At 68.2% G+C, this 16845-nt stretch carries 19 protein-coding genes; 14 read left to right on the top strand and 5 right to left on the bottom strand.

Going from position 1 to position 16845, the window contains the following annotated elements; genetic code table 11:
- Positions 1-65 precede the first annotated feature (65 nt).
- From hisD to hisI, 8 genes are all read left to right on the top strand, one after another.
- Positions 66-1409 carry a histidinol dehydrogenase gene (gene hisD / locus ABIA65_RS27170; RefSeq protein ID WP_354525645.1) on the top strand — a complete coding sequence of 448 codons (1344 nt, stop codon included), beginning with the start codon at positions 66-68 and terminating at the stop codon, positions 1407-1409.
- The gene (locus tag ABIA65_RS27165) at positions 1406-2557 is read left to right on the top strand and encodes a histidinol-phosphate transaminase (RefSeq protein ID WP_354525490.1); all 1152 of its coding nucleotides are present in this window, start codon (positions 1406-1408) and stop codon (positions 2555-2557) included. Before hisD ends, ABIA65_RS27165 begins: the two co-directional genes overlap by 4 nt.
- Positions 2554-3162, top strand: a complete 609-nt coding sequence (gene hisB, locus ABIA65_RS27160; protein ID WP_354525489.1) for an imidazoleglycerol-phosphate dehydratase HisB — start codon at positions 2554-2556, stop codon at positions 3160-3162. The genes ABIA65_RS27165 and hisB overlap by 4 nt, the downstream gene beginning before the upstream one ends.
- Positions 3159-3782 carry an imidazole glycerol phosphate synthase subunit HisH gene (gene hisH / locus ABIA65_RS27155; protein WP_241404913.1) on the top strand — a complete coding sequence of 208 codons (624 nt, stop codon included), beginning with the start codon at positions 3159-3161 and terminating at the stop codon, positions 3780-3782. The genes hisB and hisH overlap by 4 nt, the downstream gene beginning before the upstream one ends.
- Before the next feature lie 6 nt (positions 3783-3788).
- Positions 3789-4547, top strand: a complete 759-nt coding sequence (gene priA / locus ABIA65_RS27150) for a bifunctional 1-(5-phosphoribosyl)-5-((5-phosphoribosylamino)methylideneamino)imidazole-4-carboxamide isomerase/phosphoribosylanthranilate isomerase PriA (protein WP_241404914.1) — start codon at positions 3789-3791, stop codon at positions 4545-4547.
- 9 nt (positions 4548-4556) lie between these two features.
- The gene (locus ABIA65_RS27145) at positions 4557-5375 is read left to right on the top strand and encodes an inositol monophosphatase family protein (protein WP_241404915.1); all 819 of its coding nucleotides are present in this window, start codon (positions 4557-4559) and stop codon (positions 5373-5375) included.
- Positions 5372-6157 (top strand): imidazole glycerol phosphate synthase subunit HisF, encoded by a 786-nt coding sequence (hisF, locus tag ABIA65_RS27140; RefSeq protein ID WP_241404916.1) that lies wholly within the window; start codon positions 5372-5374, stop codon positions 6155-6157. The genes ABIA65_RS27145 and hisF overlap by 4 nt, the downstream gene beginning before the upstream one ends.
- Positions 6158-6244: 87 nt before the next feature.
- Positions 6245-6592 (top strand): phosphoribosyl-AMP cyclohydrolase, encoded by a 348-nt coding sequence (gene hisI, locus ABIA65_RS27135; RefSeq protein WP_241404917.1) that lies wholly within the window; start codon positions 6245-6247, stop codon positions 6590-6592.
- Here the strand turns inward: hisI and ABIA65_RS27130 are convergent, their stop codons facing one another.
- Positions 6593-7315: an SDR family NAD(P)-dependent oxidoreductase gene (locus ABIA65_RS27130; RefSeq protein ID WP_354525488.1), complete on the bottom strand. Its 723-nt coding sequence runs from the start codon at positions 7313-7315 to the stop codon at positions 6593-6595. It lies immediately after the preceding gene.
- Between the two features lie 61 nt (positions 7316-7376).
- Here ABIA65_RS27130 and ABIA65_RS27125 point away from each other — a divergent pair, with 61 nt between their 5' ends.
- Complete coding sequence (locus tag ABIA65_RS27125) at positions 7377-7916, top strand: MarR family winged helix-turn-helix transcriptional regulator (protein WP_354525487.1); 540 nt, start codon at positions 7377-7379, stop codon at positions 7914-7916.
- Between the two features lie 8 nt (positions 7917-7924).
- On the opposite strand, the gene ABIA65_RS27120 is transcribed toward ABIA65_RS27125, so the two are convergent.
- Positions 7925-9334 carry an MFS transporter gene (locus ABIA65_RS27120; protein WP_354525486.1) on the bottom strand — a complete coding sequence of 470 codons (1410 nt, stop codon included), beginning with the start codon at positions 9332-9334 and terminating at the stop codon, positions 7925-7927.
- Between the two features lie 25 nt (positions 9335-9359).
- On the opposite strand from ABIA65_RS27120, the gene ABIA65_RS27115 reads away from it, so the two are divergent.
- Positions 9360-9881, top strand: a complete 522-nt coding sequence (locus ABIA65_RS27115) for a CGNR zinc finger domain-containing protein (RefSeq protein ID WP_354525485.1) — start codon at positions 9360-9362, stop codon at positions 9879-9881.
- 16 nt (positions 9882-9897) lie between these two features.
- Here the strand turns inward: ABIA65_RS27115 and ABIA65_RS27110 are convergent, their stop codons facing one another.
- Both ABIA65_RS27110 and ABIA65_RS27105 read right to left on the bottom strand, forming a co-directional pair.
- Positions 9898-10695, bottom strand: a complete 798-nt coding sequence (locus ABIA65_RS27110; RefSeq protein WP_241404922.1) for an ABC transporter ATP-binding protein — start codon at positions 10693-10695, stop codon at positions 9898-9900.
- Entirely contained in the window at positions 10692-11363 is a 672-nt protein-coding gene (locus ABIA65_RS27105; RefSeq protein WP_354525484.1) for a FadR/GntR family transcriptional regulator, read from the bottom strand. The genes ABIA65_RS27110 and ABIA65_RS27105 overlap by 4 nt, the downstream gene beginning before the upstream one ends.
- Positions 11364-11524: 161 nt before the next feature.
- On the opposite strand from ABIA65_RS27105, the gene ABIA65_RS27100 reads away from it, so the two are divergent.
- Positions 11525-13258 carry a 2-isopropylmalate synthase gene (locus ABIA65_RS27100; protein ID WP_354525483.1) on the top strand — a complete coding sequence of 578 codons (1734 nt, stop codon included), beginning with the start codon at positions 11525-11527 and terminating at the stop codon, positions 13256-13258.
- On the opposite strand, the gene ABIA65_RS27095 is transcribed toward ABIA65_RS27100, so the two are convergent.
- A complete protein-coding gene (locus ABIA65_RS27095) occupies positions 13245-13700 on the bottom strand; it encodes a peroxiredoxin (RefSeq protein WP_354525482.1) in 456 nt (151 codons plus the stop codon). The two genes, ABIA65_RS27100 and ABIA65_RS27095, sit on opposite strands and share 14 nt — an antisense overlap.
- Positions 13701-13762: 62 nt before the next feature.
- Here ABIA65_RS27095 and ABIA65_RS27090 point away from each other — a divergent pair, with 62 nt between their 5' ends.
- From ABIA65_RS27090 to trpC, 3 genes are all read left to right on the top strand, one after another.
- A complete protein-coding gene (locus ABIA65_RS27090) occupies positions 13763-15325 on the top strand; it encodes an anthranilate synthase component I (protein WP_354525481.1) in 1563 nt (520 codons plus the stop codon).
- Complete coding sequence (locus ABIA65_RS27085) at positions 15322-15930, top strand: TIGR02234 family membrane protein (RefSeq protein WP_241404927.1); 609 nt, start codon at positions 15322-15324, stop codon at positions 15928-15930. Before ABIA65_RS27090 ends, ABIA65_RS27085 begins: the two co-directional genes overlap by 4 nt.
- A gap of 92 nt (positions 15931-16022) precedes the next feature.
- Positions 16023-16841 carry an indole-3-glycerol phosphate synthase TrpC gene (trpC, locus tag ABIA65_RS27080; RefSeq protein ID WP_241404928.1) on the top strand — a complete coding sequence of 273 codons (819 nt, stop codon included), beginning with the start codon at positions 16023-16025 and terminating at the stop codon, positions 16839-16841.
- The last annotated feature ends 4 nt before the right edge of the window (positions 16842-16845 follow it).

Here is a 16845-nt window from a genome sequence, read left to right as displayed (position 1 = left end):
CTCTGGGACAATAGCCATCGTGGAGGCCAAACGTGGAGGTTAACGTGCCCGACCCGGCTGTGCTCATGTCCCGTATCGATCTGCGGGGCCAGCACCTGTCGACCGCAGGTCTGCGCGCCGTGCTGCCGCGCGGTGGCGTCGACGTCGACGCGGTGGTCCCGACGGTGCGTCCGATCGTCGACGCGATCGTCGACCGGGGTGCCGAGGCGGCCCTGGAGTACGGCGAGCGATTCGACGGTGTGCGCCCCGACACCGTGCGTGTCCCTGCCGCCCGACTCACCGCCGCGCTGGCCGATCTCGACCCCGAGGTCCGCGCCGCGCTGGAGGTCGCGATCGATCGCACCCGTGCCGTGCACGCCGATCAGCGGCGCACTGACACCACGACGACGCTGGCCCCTGGTGCCACGGTCACCGAACGCTGGGTGCCCGTCGAGCGGGTGGGGCTCTACGTGCCGGGCGGCAACGCCGTGTACCCGTCGAGCGTCATCATGAACGTCGTGCCCGCGCAGACCGCCGGGGTGGACTCCCTGGTGATCGCCAGCCCGCCGCAGGCCGAGTTCGGGGGCATCCCACACCCGACGATCCTGGCCGCCGCCGCACTGCTCGGGGTCGAGGAGGTGTGGGCCGTCGGCGGTGCGCAGGCTGTCGCGCTGCTGGCTTACGGTGGCACCGACACCGACGGCGCTGGGGCAAGCGGAGCGCCGGGAAATGGCACAGAACTCGCGCCCGTCGACATGATCACCGGACCCGGCAACATCTACGTCACCGCGGCGAAGCGGATCTGTCGCTCGCAGGTGGGCATCGACGCTGAGGCGGGGCCCACCGAGATCGCGATCCTCGCCGACCACACAGCCGATCCCGTGCACGTCGCCGCCGATCTCATCAGCCAGGCCGAGCACGACGAGATGGCGGCATCGGTGCTCGTCACGACGAGCACCGCACTCGCCGACGCCACCGACCGCGAGGTGGCCGCGCAGGTGGCGACGACGACACACCGCGAACGCGTCACCGCCGCACTGTCCGGCAAGCAGTCGGCCATCGTCCTCGTCGACGACCTCGACGCCGGGATCGCGACGGTCAACGCGTACGCCGCCGAGCACCTCGAGATTCAGACCGTCGACGCGTCTGCTGTTGCCGGTCGGATCCGTTCTGCCGGTGCGATATTCGTCGGCCCATGGTCGCCGGTCAGCCTCGGCGACTACTGCGCCGGATCGAACCACGTGCTGCCGACTGCCGGCTGCGCCCGGCACTCCAGCGGGCTATCGGTACAGACCTTCCTGCGCGGCATCCACGTCGTGGACTACACCGAGGCTGCGCTGAAGGACGTGTCCGGACCCGTCATCACGCTGGCCAAGGCCGAGAACCTGCCTGCGCACGGTGAGGCCGTCCGGCGGAGGTTCGAGCGGTGAGCGGGAAGAGGATCACACTCGACGATCTGCCGTTGCGGGACAATCTGCGCGGCAAGTCGCCATACGGTGCGCCACAGCTGGCGGTGCCCGTCCGGCTCAACACGAACGAGAACCCGCACCCGCCGACGCAGGCGCTCATCGAGGACGTCGCCGCCTCGGTGCGCGATGCCGCCGCCGAGCTGCACCGCTACCCGGACCGCGACGCCGTCCTGTTACGTGCCGACCTCGCGGCGTACCTGACGGCGCAGATCGGCGTACCGGTGGTCACCGACAACGTCTGGGCGGCAAACGGTTCCAATGAGATCCTGCAGCAGCTGCTGCAGGCCTTCGGGGGGCCCGGCCGCGGTGCCATCGGGTTCGTGCCGTCCTACTCGATGCATCCGATCATCTCCGACGGCACGCAGACCGAGTGGCTGGAGACCAGCCGCGCCGAGGACTTCGGCCTCGACGTCGAGGCCGCCGTTTCGGCGATCGCCGACCGCCGCCCCGATGTCGTGTTCCTGGCCAGCCCGAACAACCCGTCCGGGCAGAGCGTGTCACTCGAGGAGCTTCGCCGGCTGCTCGATGTCGCGCCGGGCGTGGTGATTGTCGACGAGGCGTACGGCGAGTTCTCGTCGCAGCCCAGTGCTGTGCACCTGCTGGCCGACTACCCGGCGAAGCTCATCGTCACGCGCACGATGAGCAAGGCGTTCGCGTTCGCGGGCGGTCGCCTCGGCTACCTGGTCGCCGACCCCGCAGTCATCGACGCGCTGCTGCTGGTGCGGTTGCCCTACCACCTGTCCTCGGTCACGCAGGCCGCCGCACGCGCGGCACTGCGACACGCCGACGACACGCTGGGGAGCGTCGCCACCCTCATCGCCGAGCGCAACCGCGTGTCGGAGGCGTTGACGCGCATGGGATTCCGGGTCATTCCCAGTGACGCGAACTTCGTGCTGTTCGGCGAGTTCGCCGACGCCGCCGCGACGTGGCAGCGCTACCTGGACGCCGGCGTGCTCATCCGAGACGTCGGCATCCCCGGGTTCCTGCGTGCCACCACAGGTCTGGCTGACGAGAACGACGTGCTGCTCGAGACCAGTGCGCCCCTGGCCGAAACCGAACTCACTCGGCCGATTCCGAGTGTCCCCGCGAACCTCCGAGGAGCATCGTGACCCGTCACGCCCGTGTCGAACGCAAGACCAGGGAATCCGACATCGTCGTCGAGCTCGAACTCGACGGCACCGGACAGACCGACATCAGCACCGGTGTGCCGTTCTACGACCACATGTTGACGTCGCTGGGCAGCCACGCGAGCTTCGACCTGACGGTGCGGGCCGTCGGGGATATCGACATCGAGGGGCACCACACCATCGAGGACACCGCCATCGTGCTCGGCCAGGCGCTGGGGCAGGCGCTGGGGGACAAGAAGGGCATTCGTCGATTCGGCGATGCCTTCATCCCGATGGACGAGACGCTCGCGCACGCTGCCGTCGACGTCTCCGGGCGGCCGTACTGCGTCCACACCGGCGAGCCGGATCACATGCTGCACAACACGATTGCCGGCAGCTCGGTGCCCTACCACACCGTCATCAACCGCCACGTCTTCGAGACGCTTGCGATGAACGCGCGGATCGCACTGCACGTCCGCACGCTGTACGGCCGGGATCCGCACCACATCACCGAGGCCCAGTACAAGGCGGTCGCCCGCGCGCTGCGCCAGGCCGTCGAGTTCGATCCGCGGGTCTCGGGTGTGCCGTCCACCAAGGGCAGTCTGTGACCAAGAGATCTGTGGTGGTGCTGGACTACGGGTCGGGCAACCTCCGCTCGGCCCAGCGCGCCCTTGAGCGGGTCGGTGCCGACGTCGAGGTCACGGCCGATCCGGCCGCCGCGGCGGCAGCCGACGGCCTCGTGGTGCCCGGCGTCGGCGCGTACGAGGCGTGCATGACCGGGCTGCGCGCGGTCGGGGGAGACGACATCATCGCCGACCGCCTGGCCAACGACCGGCCCGTGCTCGGTGTGTGCGTGGGGATGCAGATCCTGTTCGCCCGTGGCGTCGAGTTCGGCGTCGAGTCGGTGGGCTGCGGTCGGTGGCCCGGATCGGTCGTGCGCCTGGACGCGCCGGTGGTTCCGCACATGGGGTGGAATGTGGTGGAGCCGCCCGAGACGACCCGACTGTTCGCCGGAATCGACCCCGCGACCAGGTTCTACTTCGTGCACTCCTACGCCGCGCAGGCCTGGGAGGGCGACCCGACGGCCAAGCTGACCTGGGCGACGCACCACGTGCCGTTCCTGGCCGCGGTGGAGGACGGCCCGCTTTGGGCCACGCAGTTCCATCCGGAGAAGAGCGGTGATGCCGGAGCGGCCCTGCTGACCAATTGGCTCAAGGAACTAGGGTGATCTGACGTGCCTGTAAAGACTCCACTCATTCTGCTGCCCGCCGTCGACGTCGTGGACGGAAAGGCCGTCCGCCTCGTCCAGGGGCAGGCCGGTAGCGAGACCGACTACGGCTCCGCGCTCGACGCCGCCCTTGGCTGGCAGCGCGACGGGGCCGAATGGATCCACCTCGTCGACCTCGACGCCGCCTTCGGTCGCGGGTCGAACCGCGAACTTCTCGCCGACGTGATCGGCAAGCTCGATGTCGCCGTGGAACTCTCCGGTGGCATCCGCGACGACGAGTCGCTGGACGCGGCGCTGGCCACCGGCTGCGCCAGGATCAACCTCGGCACGGCCGCACTCGAGAATCCGCAGTGGTGCGCTCGGGTCATCGCCGAACACGGCGAGAAGGTCGCCGTCGGCCTCGACGTCAAGCTCGACCCCGCAGCGCCCGAGGGCGGCTACCGGCTTCGCGGACGTGGCTGGGAGACCGACGGCGGAGACCTGTGGGAGGTGCTGGAACGCCTTGACCGCGAGGGGTGCTCGCGTTTCGTCGTCACCGACGTGACCAAGGACGGCACCCTCAACGGGCCCAACCTGGAACTGCTGGCGGGTGTCGCAGAGCGCACCGGCGTGCCCGTCATCGCCTCCGGTGGAGTGTCGAGCATCGAGGATCTGGAGGCGATCGCCACCCTCACCGACCGTGGTGTTGAGGGCGCCATCGTCGGCAAGGCGCTGTACGCCGGTCGGTTCACATTGCCGCAGGCGCTGTCCGCGGTAAGTCGGTAGGCGATCACCATGGCGCTCGACGAACCTGACCTCGACGCGTTGGTCGTCGCGGCGACGGCGATCCTCGACGAGGCGGCCAAGCCGTTTCTCGCCGGGCATCGCGCACAGTCCGCAGTCCGTAAGCAGGGCAACGATTTCGCCACTGAGGTGGACCTGGCGATCGAACGCCAGGTGGTGGAGGCGTTGGAGTCCGCGACGGGTATCGGCGTCCATGGCGAGGAGTTCGGCGGCGCGCCCATCGACTCGGACATGGTGTGGGTGCTCGACCCCATCGATGGCACCTTCAACTATGCCGCCGGGTCACCGATGGCCGCCATCCTGCTGGGCCTGCTCTCGCGGGGAAAGCCAGTGGCGGGCCTGACCTGGCTTCCGTTCACGGGTAACCGCTACACCGCGACGATCGGTGGACCGCTGCGAGACAACGGGAAACCGCTGCCCGCGCTGGTCCCCAGCCCCCTCGCCGATTCCATCGTCGGCATCCAGACCTTCAACATCGACTCCCGCGGCCGTTTCCCCGGCCGCTACCGCGTTGAGGTGCTGGGGAACCTGAGCCGGGAGTGCTCGCGGGTGCGCATGCACGGCGCGACCGGTGTCGACCTGGCCTACGTTGCGTCCGGTGTGCTGGCTGCGGCCATCAGTTTCGGGTACCACATCTGGGATCACGCCGCCGGTGTGGCGCTGGTGCGCGCCGCCGGGGGCATCGTCACCGACCTGGCCGGCGAACCGTGGACGCCGGAATCGAAATCGGCGCTAGCCGCGGCTCCGGGTGTCCACGAGCGCATGCTCGAGATCGTGGCATCGGCGGGCGCCCCGGAGGACTACCTGTGAACCACCACGAGGGCCTGGCTGTGCGCGTCATCCCGTGCCTGGACGTCGACGACGGTCGGGTGGTCAAGGGTGTCAACTTCGAGAACCTGCGTGATGCAGGCGATCCCGTCGAACTCGCCGCAGTCTATGACGCCGAGGGCGCCGACGAACTGACGTTCCTCGATGTCACCGCGTCCTCGTCGGGCCGGACCACCATGCTGGACGTGGTCCGTCGCACCGCCGAACAGGTCTTCATCCCGCTCACAGTCGGCGGGGGCGTGCGGTCGGTCGCCGACGTCGACGTTCTACTGCGCGCGGGCGCGGACAAGGTGTCAGTCAACACCGCGGCCATCGCGCGCCCCGAACTGCTCGCCGAGCTGTCGCGACACTTCGGCTCGCAGTGCATAGTGCTGTCCGTCGATGCGCGCACGGTGCCAGACGGCGCGGAGCCGACACCGTCGGGCTGGGAGGTCACGACACACGGTGGACGTCGCGGCACTGGCCTCGACGCGGTCGAATGGGCCAGGCGGGGAGCTGAGCTCGGCGTCGGCGAGATCCTGCTCAACTCCATGGACGCTGACGGGACCAAGGCGGGTTTCGACCTCGACATGCTGCGTGCGGTCAGGGCAGCGGTGACGGTGCCCGTGATCGCCAGCGGCGGGGCGGGCGCGGTCGAGCACTTCGCCCCGGCCGTTGACGCCGGCGCCGATGCGGTGTTGGCCGCCAGCGTGTTTCACTTCGGCGAGCTGACGATCGGTCAGGTCAAGGCGGCGATGGCCGAGGACGGGATCGTGGTCCGATGACTCTCACCGCCCGCGATTTCGGCGCGCTGAGGAGCGGTGAGCGCTCCAAACCGCGCCGAAATCGCTCAGGATGGATGGGGGAGTGAGATGAGCCTGGATCCGGCGATCGCGGCGCGGCTCAAACGCGACGCCAACGGCCTGTTCGCCGCCGTCGCGCAGGAACGCTCCACCGGGCAGGTGCTCATGATGGCGTGGATGGACGACGAGGCGCTGGCCCGCACACTCGAGACCCGCAAGGGCACGTACTACTCGCGCTCGCGCGGTCAGTACTGGGTGAAGGGTGAGACTTCCGGCCACACGCAGTACGTGCACTCGGTGCGCCTGGACTGCGACGGTGACACGGTGCTGCTCGAGGTCGATCAGATCGGTGCTGCCTGCCACACCGGTGCGCACACATGCTTCGACGCGGATCTGCTGCTCGGCCCCGAGAGCTGATTATCGCGAGGTCCACTCGCCGCCGTTGACAGCGAAGACCTGCCCGGTGATCTGCCGTGCCTGGGGTGAGGCCAGGAAGGCGACCGTGTTGGCGATGTCGTCAGGGATGCCCGCCCGCTTGGTCATGGTGGCGTCGATGAGCGCCACTTTCCTGTCGTCGGTGAGGACGTCGCGGAAGAACTCGGTGTCAGCGATGTAACCCGGTGAGACGACGTTGGCGGTGATTCCGGTCGGGCCGACCGTGCGTGCCAGATCGACGTTCCACGAGGCGATCGCGGCCTTGGCTGCCCCGTAGGAGCCGGCACCCTTGTCTGCGGCGATCGAGCCGATCGTGATGATCGCGCCGCCGTGGCGCATTGCCGGCAACAGTGCGGTGGTCGTCAGGACGGCCGACATCACGTTGGACTCGAAGTTCGACCGCCACGCGACGGCCACGTCGTCGAGCCCGGAGGGCGCCGCGAGGTCGAAATCAGTGTTCCCACCGGCGTTGTTGACCAGCACATCGATCTCACCCAGCTCACGGGCGAACGCCTCGACGTCAGCGGGTCGTGAGGCGTCGAAACTATGCGCCGAGACGTCCCCGTCGATCTCGGCGACCGCCTGATCCAGGACAGCACCGCGGCGGCCGGTGATGATCACGCGCGCACCGTCACCGGCGAAGCGGGCCGCGATAGCCCTTCCGATACCCGTCCCGCCGCCCGTCACTACGACCGTCTTCTGCATGAGCTCTCCTCCTGAGATATGGTTTAGACCTAAACGTACACCCTGATCTGAGAGGTCTGCGATGGAGCTGGATCCTGAGGACTCGGTGGACGCGATCGCGCTGGCATGGCTGCGTGAGCGCCCGCAGACCCCAGTCGACTCGATTGGAATCGTCACCCGCCTATGGCATGCCGCCAAACTCCTGGGCGATGACCGGGCCCGACTCCTGCGTGAGGCTGGCGCCGACGCGGCGACGTTGGACCTGCTGTCCACGCTGCGCCGTAGCGGGCCGCCGTATCGACTCACCACTCGAGAACTCGCCGACGCTGCACTCATCACTGCCGGTGCCATCACGCAGCGCGTTGATCGAGCCGAACGACAGGGTTTGGTGACGCGCTCAGCCCAGGGCGAGGGATCACGTCGCGTCGATGTCGAACTCACCGACCTCGGGCACGCCACCGTTGAACGACTCGTGGACGCCGTGCTGGAGCGAGAACTCGCCTTGCTCGACGGGTTTCCCGCTGACGAGGTCGAGCAACTCAACAGTCTTCTGCGCCAACTCCTCAGCGCGCTGCACACATCGCTGGGCGACCGCCGTCCGGGCCACGTGGGCGAATTGTAGGAGTCCCGTCACGCTGTCACCGCTTCCACTGGGCGGAGCAATACGGCGCTGATCGCACCGCCGCAGAGTGCGACGGCGCCGCAGGCGATCAGCGCAGTGACCACGCCGCCGGTCGTGCTGCCGCTCACGTGGGCGGTCTGGCTGAGGGCGCCGCATAGTGCGATGCCGATGGTCAGCCCGAGTTGGCGGGCGGCATTGGCTGCTGCGGCGGCAGTTCCCGCACGCGCTGGCGGCACCGATGCCGCGGCCACCGCAGGCAGGACGGGGGACACGATGCCAGCACCAATGCCCGTCACCGCAAGCATGGCGATCACGGTCGTCCAGTCCGGCCACGCCAAAAGGGCGGCGCCGGTGAGACATGCCAGGCCCGTCAGCAGCGTTCCTCCGCCGAGCACCCAGCTGCGGGGTGCGTCGTGAAGCCGAGCGCTGACCATCAGCGACACCAGGATGAAGGCAACGAGCTGAATGGTGAGGACTAAGGCGGCCCGCAGTGGGCTCATCGCCTGCTCGGTCTGCAGCCACCGCGCCAGCACCGGCAGTGCCGCGAAAGCAGCGAAGTAGTAGGCGAATCCGACGAGGAGAACGGCTGTGAACTCGCGAGTGGCGAACAGGCTCGGGGGCAGCGCCGGATGGACAGCGCGGCGTTGGGATGGGACGAACGAACAGATCGATGCCAAGGCCACCACACCGCCACCGATGGTTCCTGGTGACATCCAGCCGTTTTCACCGCCGTTGATCACGGCGTAGGTGGTCCCGCCCATCGCCGTGGTGACGAGCGTTGTTCCCAGGACGTCCACGCGTACTCGGCGTGGGCGCTCCCGCGCCAACGAGATCGAACCGATCGCCACGGCGAGCGCGCACACCGGCAAGGCTCCGAGAAACAGCCAGCGCCACGAGACGAATTGTGTGACGGCGCCGCCCGCGATGGTGCCGACGGTGCTGCCGGCGCCGGCGACCGCACCCCACACCGCGAACGCGATCCCGCGGGTGCGCCCCGTGTAGCACTGCGTCAGCAGAGGTACGGCGGTGGCGAAGATCGCCGCGCCACCGATGCCTTGAGCCGCGCGCGCCACAGCGAGCATGCCGCCTGAAGTTGCCACCGCACACGCCACCGACGCCGCACAGAACGCGACAAGGCCGGTCAGGAAGAGCCGCCGGTGGCCGAGGCGGTCTCCAAGAGTCCCCATGGCCAACACGAGGGCCGCCAGCCCGAGGGTGTAGACGTCGATGATCCACTGGGATAACGCGAATCCGGCGCCGAGGTCGTCAGCGATGGTTGCGGCGCTGACCGTCACGATGGTGGTGTAGGCAAGCAACACGAATGTCGCCAGACAACACGCCAGCAGCGGGCGCCAATCGGTGGGCTCGCTAGCGGCGATGCGGCCAGCACCAACGGATTCGTGGGGGTTCGACGGCATGACGCCACGGTGATGTAATGACCTTGTGCGTGTAAACCCTTACATCGAGCCGCTGCTGCAGAACGTGACCGATTTGCTCAATCGACCCGCGTCGACGCCGGCCGACCTGGAGGACCGATGGACCTCACGGGGCATGCCTGCGCAACGTCACGCCACCACCGACGACCTACGAGGGGTGCGCGAGTTCCTACTCGGGTGGGAGGACGTCGTCGACGCCGGCACCGAACACGAGCGGGTGAGAGTGCTCAACGACCTGCTGGATCGCTTCACCGCGAGCCCGTCCATCACCGACCACGACGGCAGCGGCTGGCACCTGCACTACCGCGACCCGGACGCGGGTTTCGCGGCGACCCTTGCCGGTGCCACCACCGCTGCCGCCGCCCAATACCTCACTGATCGGGGGATGCATCGCATCCGCCGGTGCGCGCGCACGGACTGCGCCAACGCCCTGGTCGACTTCAGTCGGCCAGGCACGCAGAGGTACTGCAGCCACAGCTGCGCCAACCGCGATGCCGTCCGCCGACACCGCGCTGCGTCGTCGCGCTGACCTGCCAGCTGGCGGGTCAGACCCCGAAGCGGCTGGCCTTGGCGCGGGCTGTCCACCTGCCGTCGGAGAAGCCGACCTGCACCGGGTGATCGAACGCCGCGCTGACGTTGTCGGTGGTGACGACGTCGTGGGCGGCCCCCGCCGCCACGGTGCGACCCTCGGCGATCAGCAGTGCGTGCGTCGTTGTGGTCGGCAGCTCCTCGAGGTGATGGGTGACCAGGATGGACGCTACGTCGGGGTGCGTCTGATCCAGCGAGTCCATCGTCTCCAGAAGCTGTTCGCGGGCAGCGACATCGAGCCCGGTGGTCGGCTCGTCGAGTAGCAGCAGTCGAGGCTCCGAGATCAGCGCCCGGGCGATCAGTGTGCGTCCCCGTTCGCCCTGGGACAGGGTCGGCCATCGGTCATCGGCCTTGTGCGCCAGGCCGACTGAGGCGAGCATGGCGTCGGCGCGGTCGAGTTCGTCGGGGCTGGGCGTCCAGCGCATCGGCAGGTCGATCGTCGCGGTGATGCCGGTCAACGCGACCTCACGGATCGTCAGCGAGGACTGCAGTCGATGACGCGGATTCACGTGCCCGATGGAGTGCCGTAGCTGGGCCAACTCCACGTGGCCCATCTGCTCGCCCAGCACCCGCACCATGCCCGACGTCGGAAACACCACGGCCGCACAAAATCCCAGCAGCGTGCTCTTTCCCGCGCCGTTGGGGCCGAGCAGCGCCCAGTGCTCGCCGGCGCCCACGGTGAGTGAGATGCCGCCGATGATCTGCTTGCCGTCGCGGCGGAATGTGACATCGGTCAGCTCGAGAACCGCGTTCACGAAAAGCCCTCCTTCAGCTTGGTCAGATGAGTTCTGCTCGACGCCGCTGCGGCAGCGGGGTTGCGGGCGATGATCGCGTCGGCCAGCTGCTGATGCAGGGCGTGGTCGCACGGCTCTGACTCGATCGGTCGAATCTTGAGCATGTCGATCATCGCCAGCCGCAGCCGCGGCAGGAACGCGTCGAACAATTGGATCAGCACATCGTTGTGGGCCGCGGAGATCACGGCGCGGTGAAACGCCATATCGGCGTCCACGTGGTCGGGCCCCGACTGGCCGAGTGCGCCGCGGGCGGCCAGGGTGCGACGGATCGCGCGCAGATCGTCGGGGGTCCGTCGGGTCGCAGCCAGCGCTGCAGCCTCGGCCTCGATCGCGATACGGGCCTCGATCACTGAGGCGATGGTCGACCGCCGAAGCACGGTGTCCCAGTCCTCGGCGGTATCCAGCGCGGTGACGAAAACCCCGGCGCCCTGTCGGCTGTCGAGGACCCCTCTGCCGGCGAGCTCGCGGATGGCCTCGCGCAGGGTGGAGCGGCCGACGCCGAGTTGGGCCGCCAGCGTGGTCTCGCCGGGGAGCCGATGACCCAGCGGCCATTCCCCATCACGGATGCGGGCCAGCAGCAGCTGTGCCGTCTGCGCTGCCAGCGGATGCCGCTGTACCTGGACGATCATGCCCACCACTCTACTTGTCTGAGGAGTTGTGTATAGTTCGGGCATCATGACGCGCTTCCTCCTGCTTAGTCGCCGCAGCAGGGCCTGACCGACCGGCCCCTGCTGTGGGGCTTTGTTGCGCCGGTCGAATTCAGGCAAGAGCAGACCAGAAAGCGCACACCATGAGCATCAACGCATTTCCCACCATCGACACCCCCACGGGCGAGGCCCCGGGCCCGGCGTGGAACCGGCAGCGACACTCCCAGATGCCCTCGCATCGCTATGCCAGCATCTATGACCGGGTGGATGTGCCACTCGCCGAACGGCATTGGCCCACATCGCGAATCGCCGAAGCCCCCTTGTGGGTTCCGGTCGACCTGCGCGACGGCAACCAGGCACTGGCCGAACCCATGGACCCGGCGCGCAAGCGGCGGTTCTTCGAGCTGCTGGTCGCCATGGGTTACAAGGAGATCGAGGTCGGCTACCCCTCGGCGTCGCAGACCGATTTCGACTTCGTTCGGCTGCTGGCCGAAACCGATATCGCCCCATCGGACGTCGCCATCGTCGTGTTCACCCCGGCCCGCCGCGACCTCATCGAGCGCACCGTGGCCGCCGTACACGGGATCAGCAACGAGGTGGTCATCCACATGTACACCGCAACCGCGCCGGTATGGCGAAACACCGTGCTCGGCAAGGACCGTGCGGAACTGCGCGAGTTGATCCTGTCCGGTGGACGCGATGTCCTGGAGTTCGCCGGTGACCTGCCCAACGTCCGGTTCGAGTTCTCTCCGGAGGTCTTCAACCTGACCGAACCCGATTACGTGCTGGAGCTGTGTGATGCCATGACGAGTCTCTGGCAGGCCACCGCGGAGCGCCCGGTGATCCTGAATCTGCCGGCCACGGTCGAGGTCGCCACCCCGAACGTGTACGCCGACCAGATCGAGTACATGCACCGCAATCTGTCTGACCGCGACAGCGTGATCCTGTCGGTGCACCCCCACAACGACCGCGGCACCGGCATCGCCTGCGCCGAACTGGCGCTGCTCGCCGGTGCGCAACGCGTCGAGGGCTGCGTCTTCGGCAACGGCGAACGCACCGGCAACGTCGACATCGCCACCTTGGCGCTCAACCTGCACGCGCAGGGCGTCGACCCGATGATCGACTTCTCCGATATCGACGAGATCGCCCGCACCGTCGCGCACTGCACTCGCATGCCGATCCACGAGCGGCACCCCTACGTCGGTGATCTGGTGCACACGGCGTTCTCCGGCACTCACCAGGATGCCATCAAGAAGGGTCTGGCCGAGCACCGCGCCCGCGCAGTCGACTCGGGTCGATCCGAGAGTGAAATCGATTGGCAAGTGCCCTATTTGCCGATCGATCCGGCTGATATCGGCCGCACCTACGACGCGGTGATACGGGTGAACTCGCAGTCCGGCAAGGGGGGCGTCGCCTATCTGCTGTCCACGGAGTACGGCCTGGACTTGCCGCGCCGGCTCCAGATCGACTTTGCCCGCCACGTTCAGGCGCACGCCGACGACACCGGGGAGGAGATCACCGCAGCCGAGTTGTTCGACCTCTTCGAGGCGACCTACTTCGACGCCCACGGTCCGGTGGAGCTGAAGGACTGGCGCACCGGCAGCGATACGGACACCGAGATCACCCTGTGCGTCGACGGCCGCACCACCCGCAGCGCACACAGCGGTATCGGTCCGGTGGACGCGTTGAGCCGGGCACTGGCCGATATCGGGCGACCCGTGGAGATACTCGGGTTGACCCAGCAGTCCATCGGCAGCACCGCGGTCAGCTACCTGGAGTATCGAACCGGCGGTGTGACCGGTTGGGCGTGCGGGCGCAGCGACTCGGTGCCTGCCGCCTCGATGGCGGCGGTGATCCGCGCCGTCAACGCGCCTTGAGAACCTCCAGCGCCTTGTCGGCGTGGCTGTCCATGCTGAGTTCGCTCGCGATGACCTCGAGAACGGTGCGATCGGTGTCGATGACGAATGTGGTGCGCTTGACCGGCATCAGCTTGCCGAGCAGCCCGCGCTTGACGCCGAACTTCGTGGCCACCACACCATCGGAGTCCGACAGCAGCGGGTAGTCGAAGTTCTGTTGCTCGGCGAACTTTGCCTGCTTGGCCACGGCATCCGTGCTGATCCCGACCCTGCTGGCACCCACAGCGGCGAACTCGCCGGCGAGGTCCCGGAAGTGACAGGCCTCCTTGGTGCAGCCCGGTGTCATGGCCGCTGGGTAGAAGAACAGCACCACTGGTCCGTCGGCCAGCAGGCTGGTCAGATTGCGCACCGTGCCTGTCTGGTCGGGCAGCTCGAACTCGTCGACGCGGTCGCCACGTTTCATGGAGGTCACGCTACGCCCAGCTGATTTTGGGATGGGTGCGCCCGGTCTGGGAGGATTGGCCCGTGCAACCTCGTCCTCCGGTCGATTCGCTCCACCCCGCCGGACCCCGTTCCGACCTCGCCGTGACCACGTCGCGCGAGGACTTCCGGGCGCTGGCCGCCGGGCACCGAGTCGTGCCCGTGACGCGCAAGGTGCTGGCCGACAGCGAGACGCCGCTGTCGGCGTACCGCAAGCTCGCCGCCAACCGCCCCGGAACGTTCCTCCTGGAATCCGCGGAGAACGGTCGGTCGTGGTCGCGCTGGTCGTTCATCGGCGCGGGGGCACCGTCGGCGTTGACGATCCGCGACGGCGAGGCGATCTGGTTGGGTGTGACCCCGCGCGACGCCCCGAGCGGCGGTGATCCGTTGCAGGCGCTGCGCAGCACGCTGGATCTGCTCGAGACCGCCGCACTGCCGGGTCTGCCGCCGTTGTCGAGCGGTCTTGTCGGTTTCTTCGCCTACGACTTCGTGCGGCGCCTCGAGCGGCTGCCCGAACTGGCCGTTGACGACTTGAAGCTGCCTGACATGCTTCTGCTGCTGGCCACCGACATCGCGGCCGTGGACCACCACGAGGGCACCATCACCCTCATCGCGAACGCGGTGAACTGGAACGGCACCGATGAGCGCGTCGACTGGGCCTATGACGACGCGGTGGCGCGCCTCGACATCATGACCGCGGCACTGGCCGAGCCGATTCGCTCCACCGTGGCCACATTCAGCAGGCCCGAGCCGGAGCCCCGGGCCCAGCGCACCATGGCCGAGTACACCGCGATCGTCGACAAGCTGGTGGGCGATATCGAAGCCGGTGAGGCATTCCAGGTGGTGCCGTCGCAGCGCTTCGAGTTGGACACCGCCGCCGACCCCCTCGACGTCTACCGGATGCTGCGGGTGTCCAACCCGAGTCCCTACATGTACCTGCTGAACGTGCCCAACGCTGCTGGTGAACTGGAATTCTCGGTGGTCGGCTCCAGCCCGGAGGCGCTGGTGACGGTGATCGACGGCAAGGCGACGACGCATCCGATCGCCGGTACCCGGTGGCGGGGCGCCGACGAGGAGGAGGACGTGCTCCTCGAGAAGGACCTGCTCAACGATGAGAAGGAGCGCGCCGAGCACCTCATGCTGGTGGATCTCGGCCGCAACGACCTCGGGCGCGTATGCGTGCCCGGAACGGTCCGGGTGGAGGACTACAGCCACATCGAGCGCTACAGCCACGTCATGCACCTGGTGTCGACCGTGACCGGATCTCTCGCGGCCGACAAGACCGCGCTGGACGCCGTCACGGCCTGCTTCCCGGCGGGCACGTTGTCGGGTGCCCCGAAGGTTCGGGCCATGGAGCTCATCGAAGAGGTCGAGAAGACCCGCCGCGGGCTCTATGGCGGGGTGCTCGGATATCTGGACTTCGCGGGCAACGCGGACTTCGCGATCGCCATCCGGACGGCCTTGATGCGCAATGGCACCGCTTACGTCCAGGCGGGCGGGGGAGTCGTGGCCGATTCCAATGGCCCCTACGAGTACAACGAGGCAGCCAACAAGGCGCGCGCGGTGCTCAACGCCATCGCCGCGGCGGGAACGCTGACCGAGCCATGACCCGAATCGCGCAACTGTTGCTGGTGCTCGCCGCGGCGGGCCTGTGGGTGGCGTCGCGGATGACCTGGGTGGTTCTCGAGTCCGCGGACGGACTGGGGCCGCAGCGGACGACAGCGGTATCGGGGGCGACGTGGGCGGCGGCGCTGGTGCCGGTCGCGGCGCTGCTGGTGGCGGCGGCCCTGGCGCCGCTGGCCGTTCGGGGATGGGCACTACGCGTGGTGGCGCTGCTCGTCGCTGTGGTCAGCGCCGGTGTCGCGTACATGGGCCTATCGCTGTGGGTGGAGGCCGACGTCGCCGGGTACGCGGCCACAGCGGCGGATGTGCCGATCGTCTACCTGGTCGGCAGCGAGCGCCACGTCTGGGGTGGGGTGCTTACCCTGGTTGCTGCGGTAGGCACGCTGCTCGCGGCCGTGCTGTTGCTGCGCGCGGCTGTGCGGGCGGGTGCGACGCCGACGAAGTACGCCGCGCCCGCGGCCAGACGCGAGGCGGCGTCGAAGGAGAGTTCTGTTGACGGGACGACGGGGGATGGGATGTCGGAACGAATGATCTGGGATGCACTTGACGAGGGGCGCGACCCGACGGTCGAGCCCACTGAGGGTCGGTGACGTCACATGCCAAGGTGGCGGTTAGGCTTCGACACAGAACTAAATCCGGCGGCACCCCGGTGCCCTGGTAACTCTCGGAAGGACATCGGCTCATGAGTTCGGCCAATGTGCTCGACTCCATCATCGAGGGAGTGCGCGCCGACGTCGCTGCCCGCGAGGCCGAACTGAGCCTGGCCGAAGTCAAGGCGAAGGCCAAGGACACCGCGCCAGCCCGTGACGTCCTGGCGGCGTTCCGCGAGCCGGGCATCGGCGTCATCGCCGAGGTGAAGCGGGCCAGTCCGTCTCGCGGCGCACTGGCGTCCATCTCCGACCCCGCCGAACTCGCGCGTGCCTATGAGTCCGGCGGCGCACGGGTTATCAGCGTGCTGACCGAAGAGCGCCGTTTCAACGGTTCGCTCGACGACCTCGACGCGGTACGGGCGGCAGTGTCGATTCCGGTGCTGCGCAAGGACTTCATCATCGGGCCGTACCAGATCCACGAGGCGCGTGCGCATGGCGCGGACATGGTGCTGCTGATCGTCGCCGCGCTGGAGCAGTCGGTTCTGGTGTCGATGATCGATCGCACCGAGTCACTCGGCATGACTCCTCTCGTGGAGGTGCACACCGAGGAGGAGGCCGACCGCGCACTGCAGGCCGGTGCCCGCGTGATCGGCGTCAATGCAAGAAATCTCAAGACCCTCGAGGTCGACCGGGACTGCTTTGCACGGATCGCCCCCGGGCTTCCGTCGAACGTGATCCGAGTCGCCGAGTCCGGCGTCCGCGGTACCGCGGATCTGTTGGCCTACGCCGGAGCGGGCGCCGATGCCGTCCTCGTCGGTGAGGGCCTGGTGACCAGCGGCGATCCGCGCAGTGCTGTCGCGGACCTCGTCACCGCCGGTACCCACCCGTCCTGCCCCAAACCCGCCCGCTGACGCC

The sequence above is a fragment of the Mycolicibacterium sp. 624 genome, from assembly GCF_040548615.1.
GTDB lineage: Bacteria > Actinomycetota > Actinomycetes > Mycobacteriales > Mycobacteriaceae > Mycobacterium.
The sequence above is the reverse complement of the archived record's forward strand: the minus strand, read 5'-3'. Positions and strand labels throughout refer to the sequence as shown.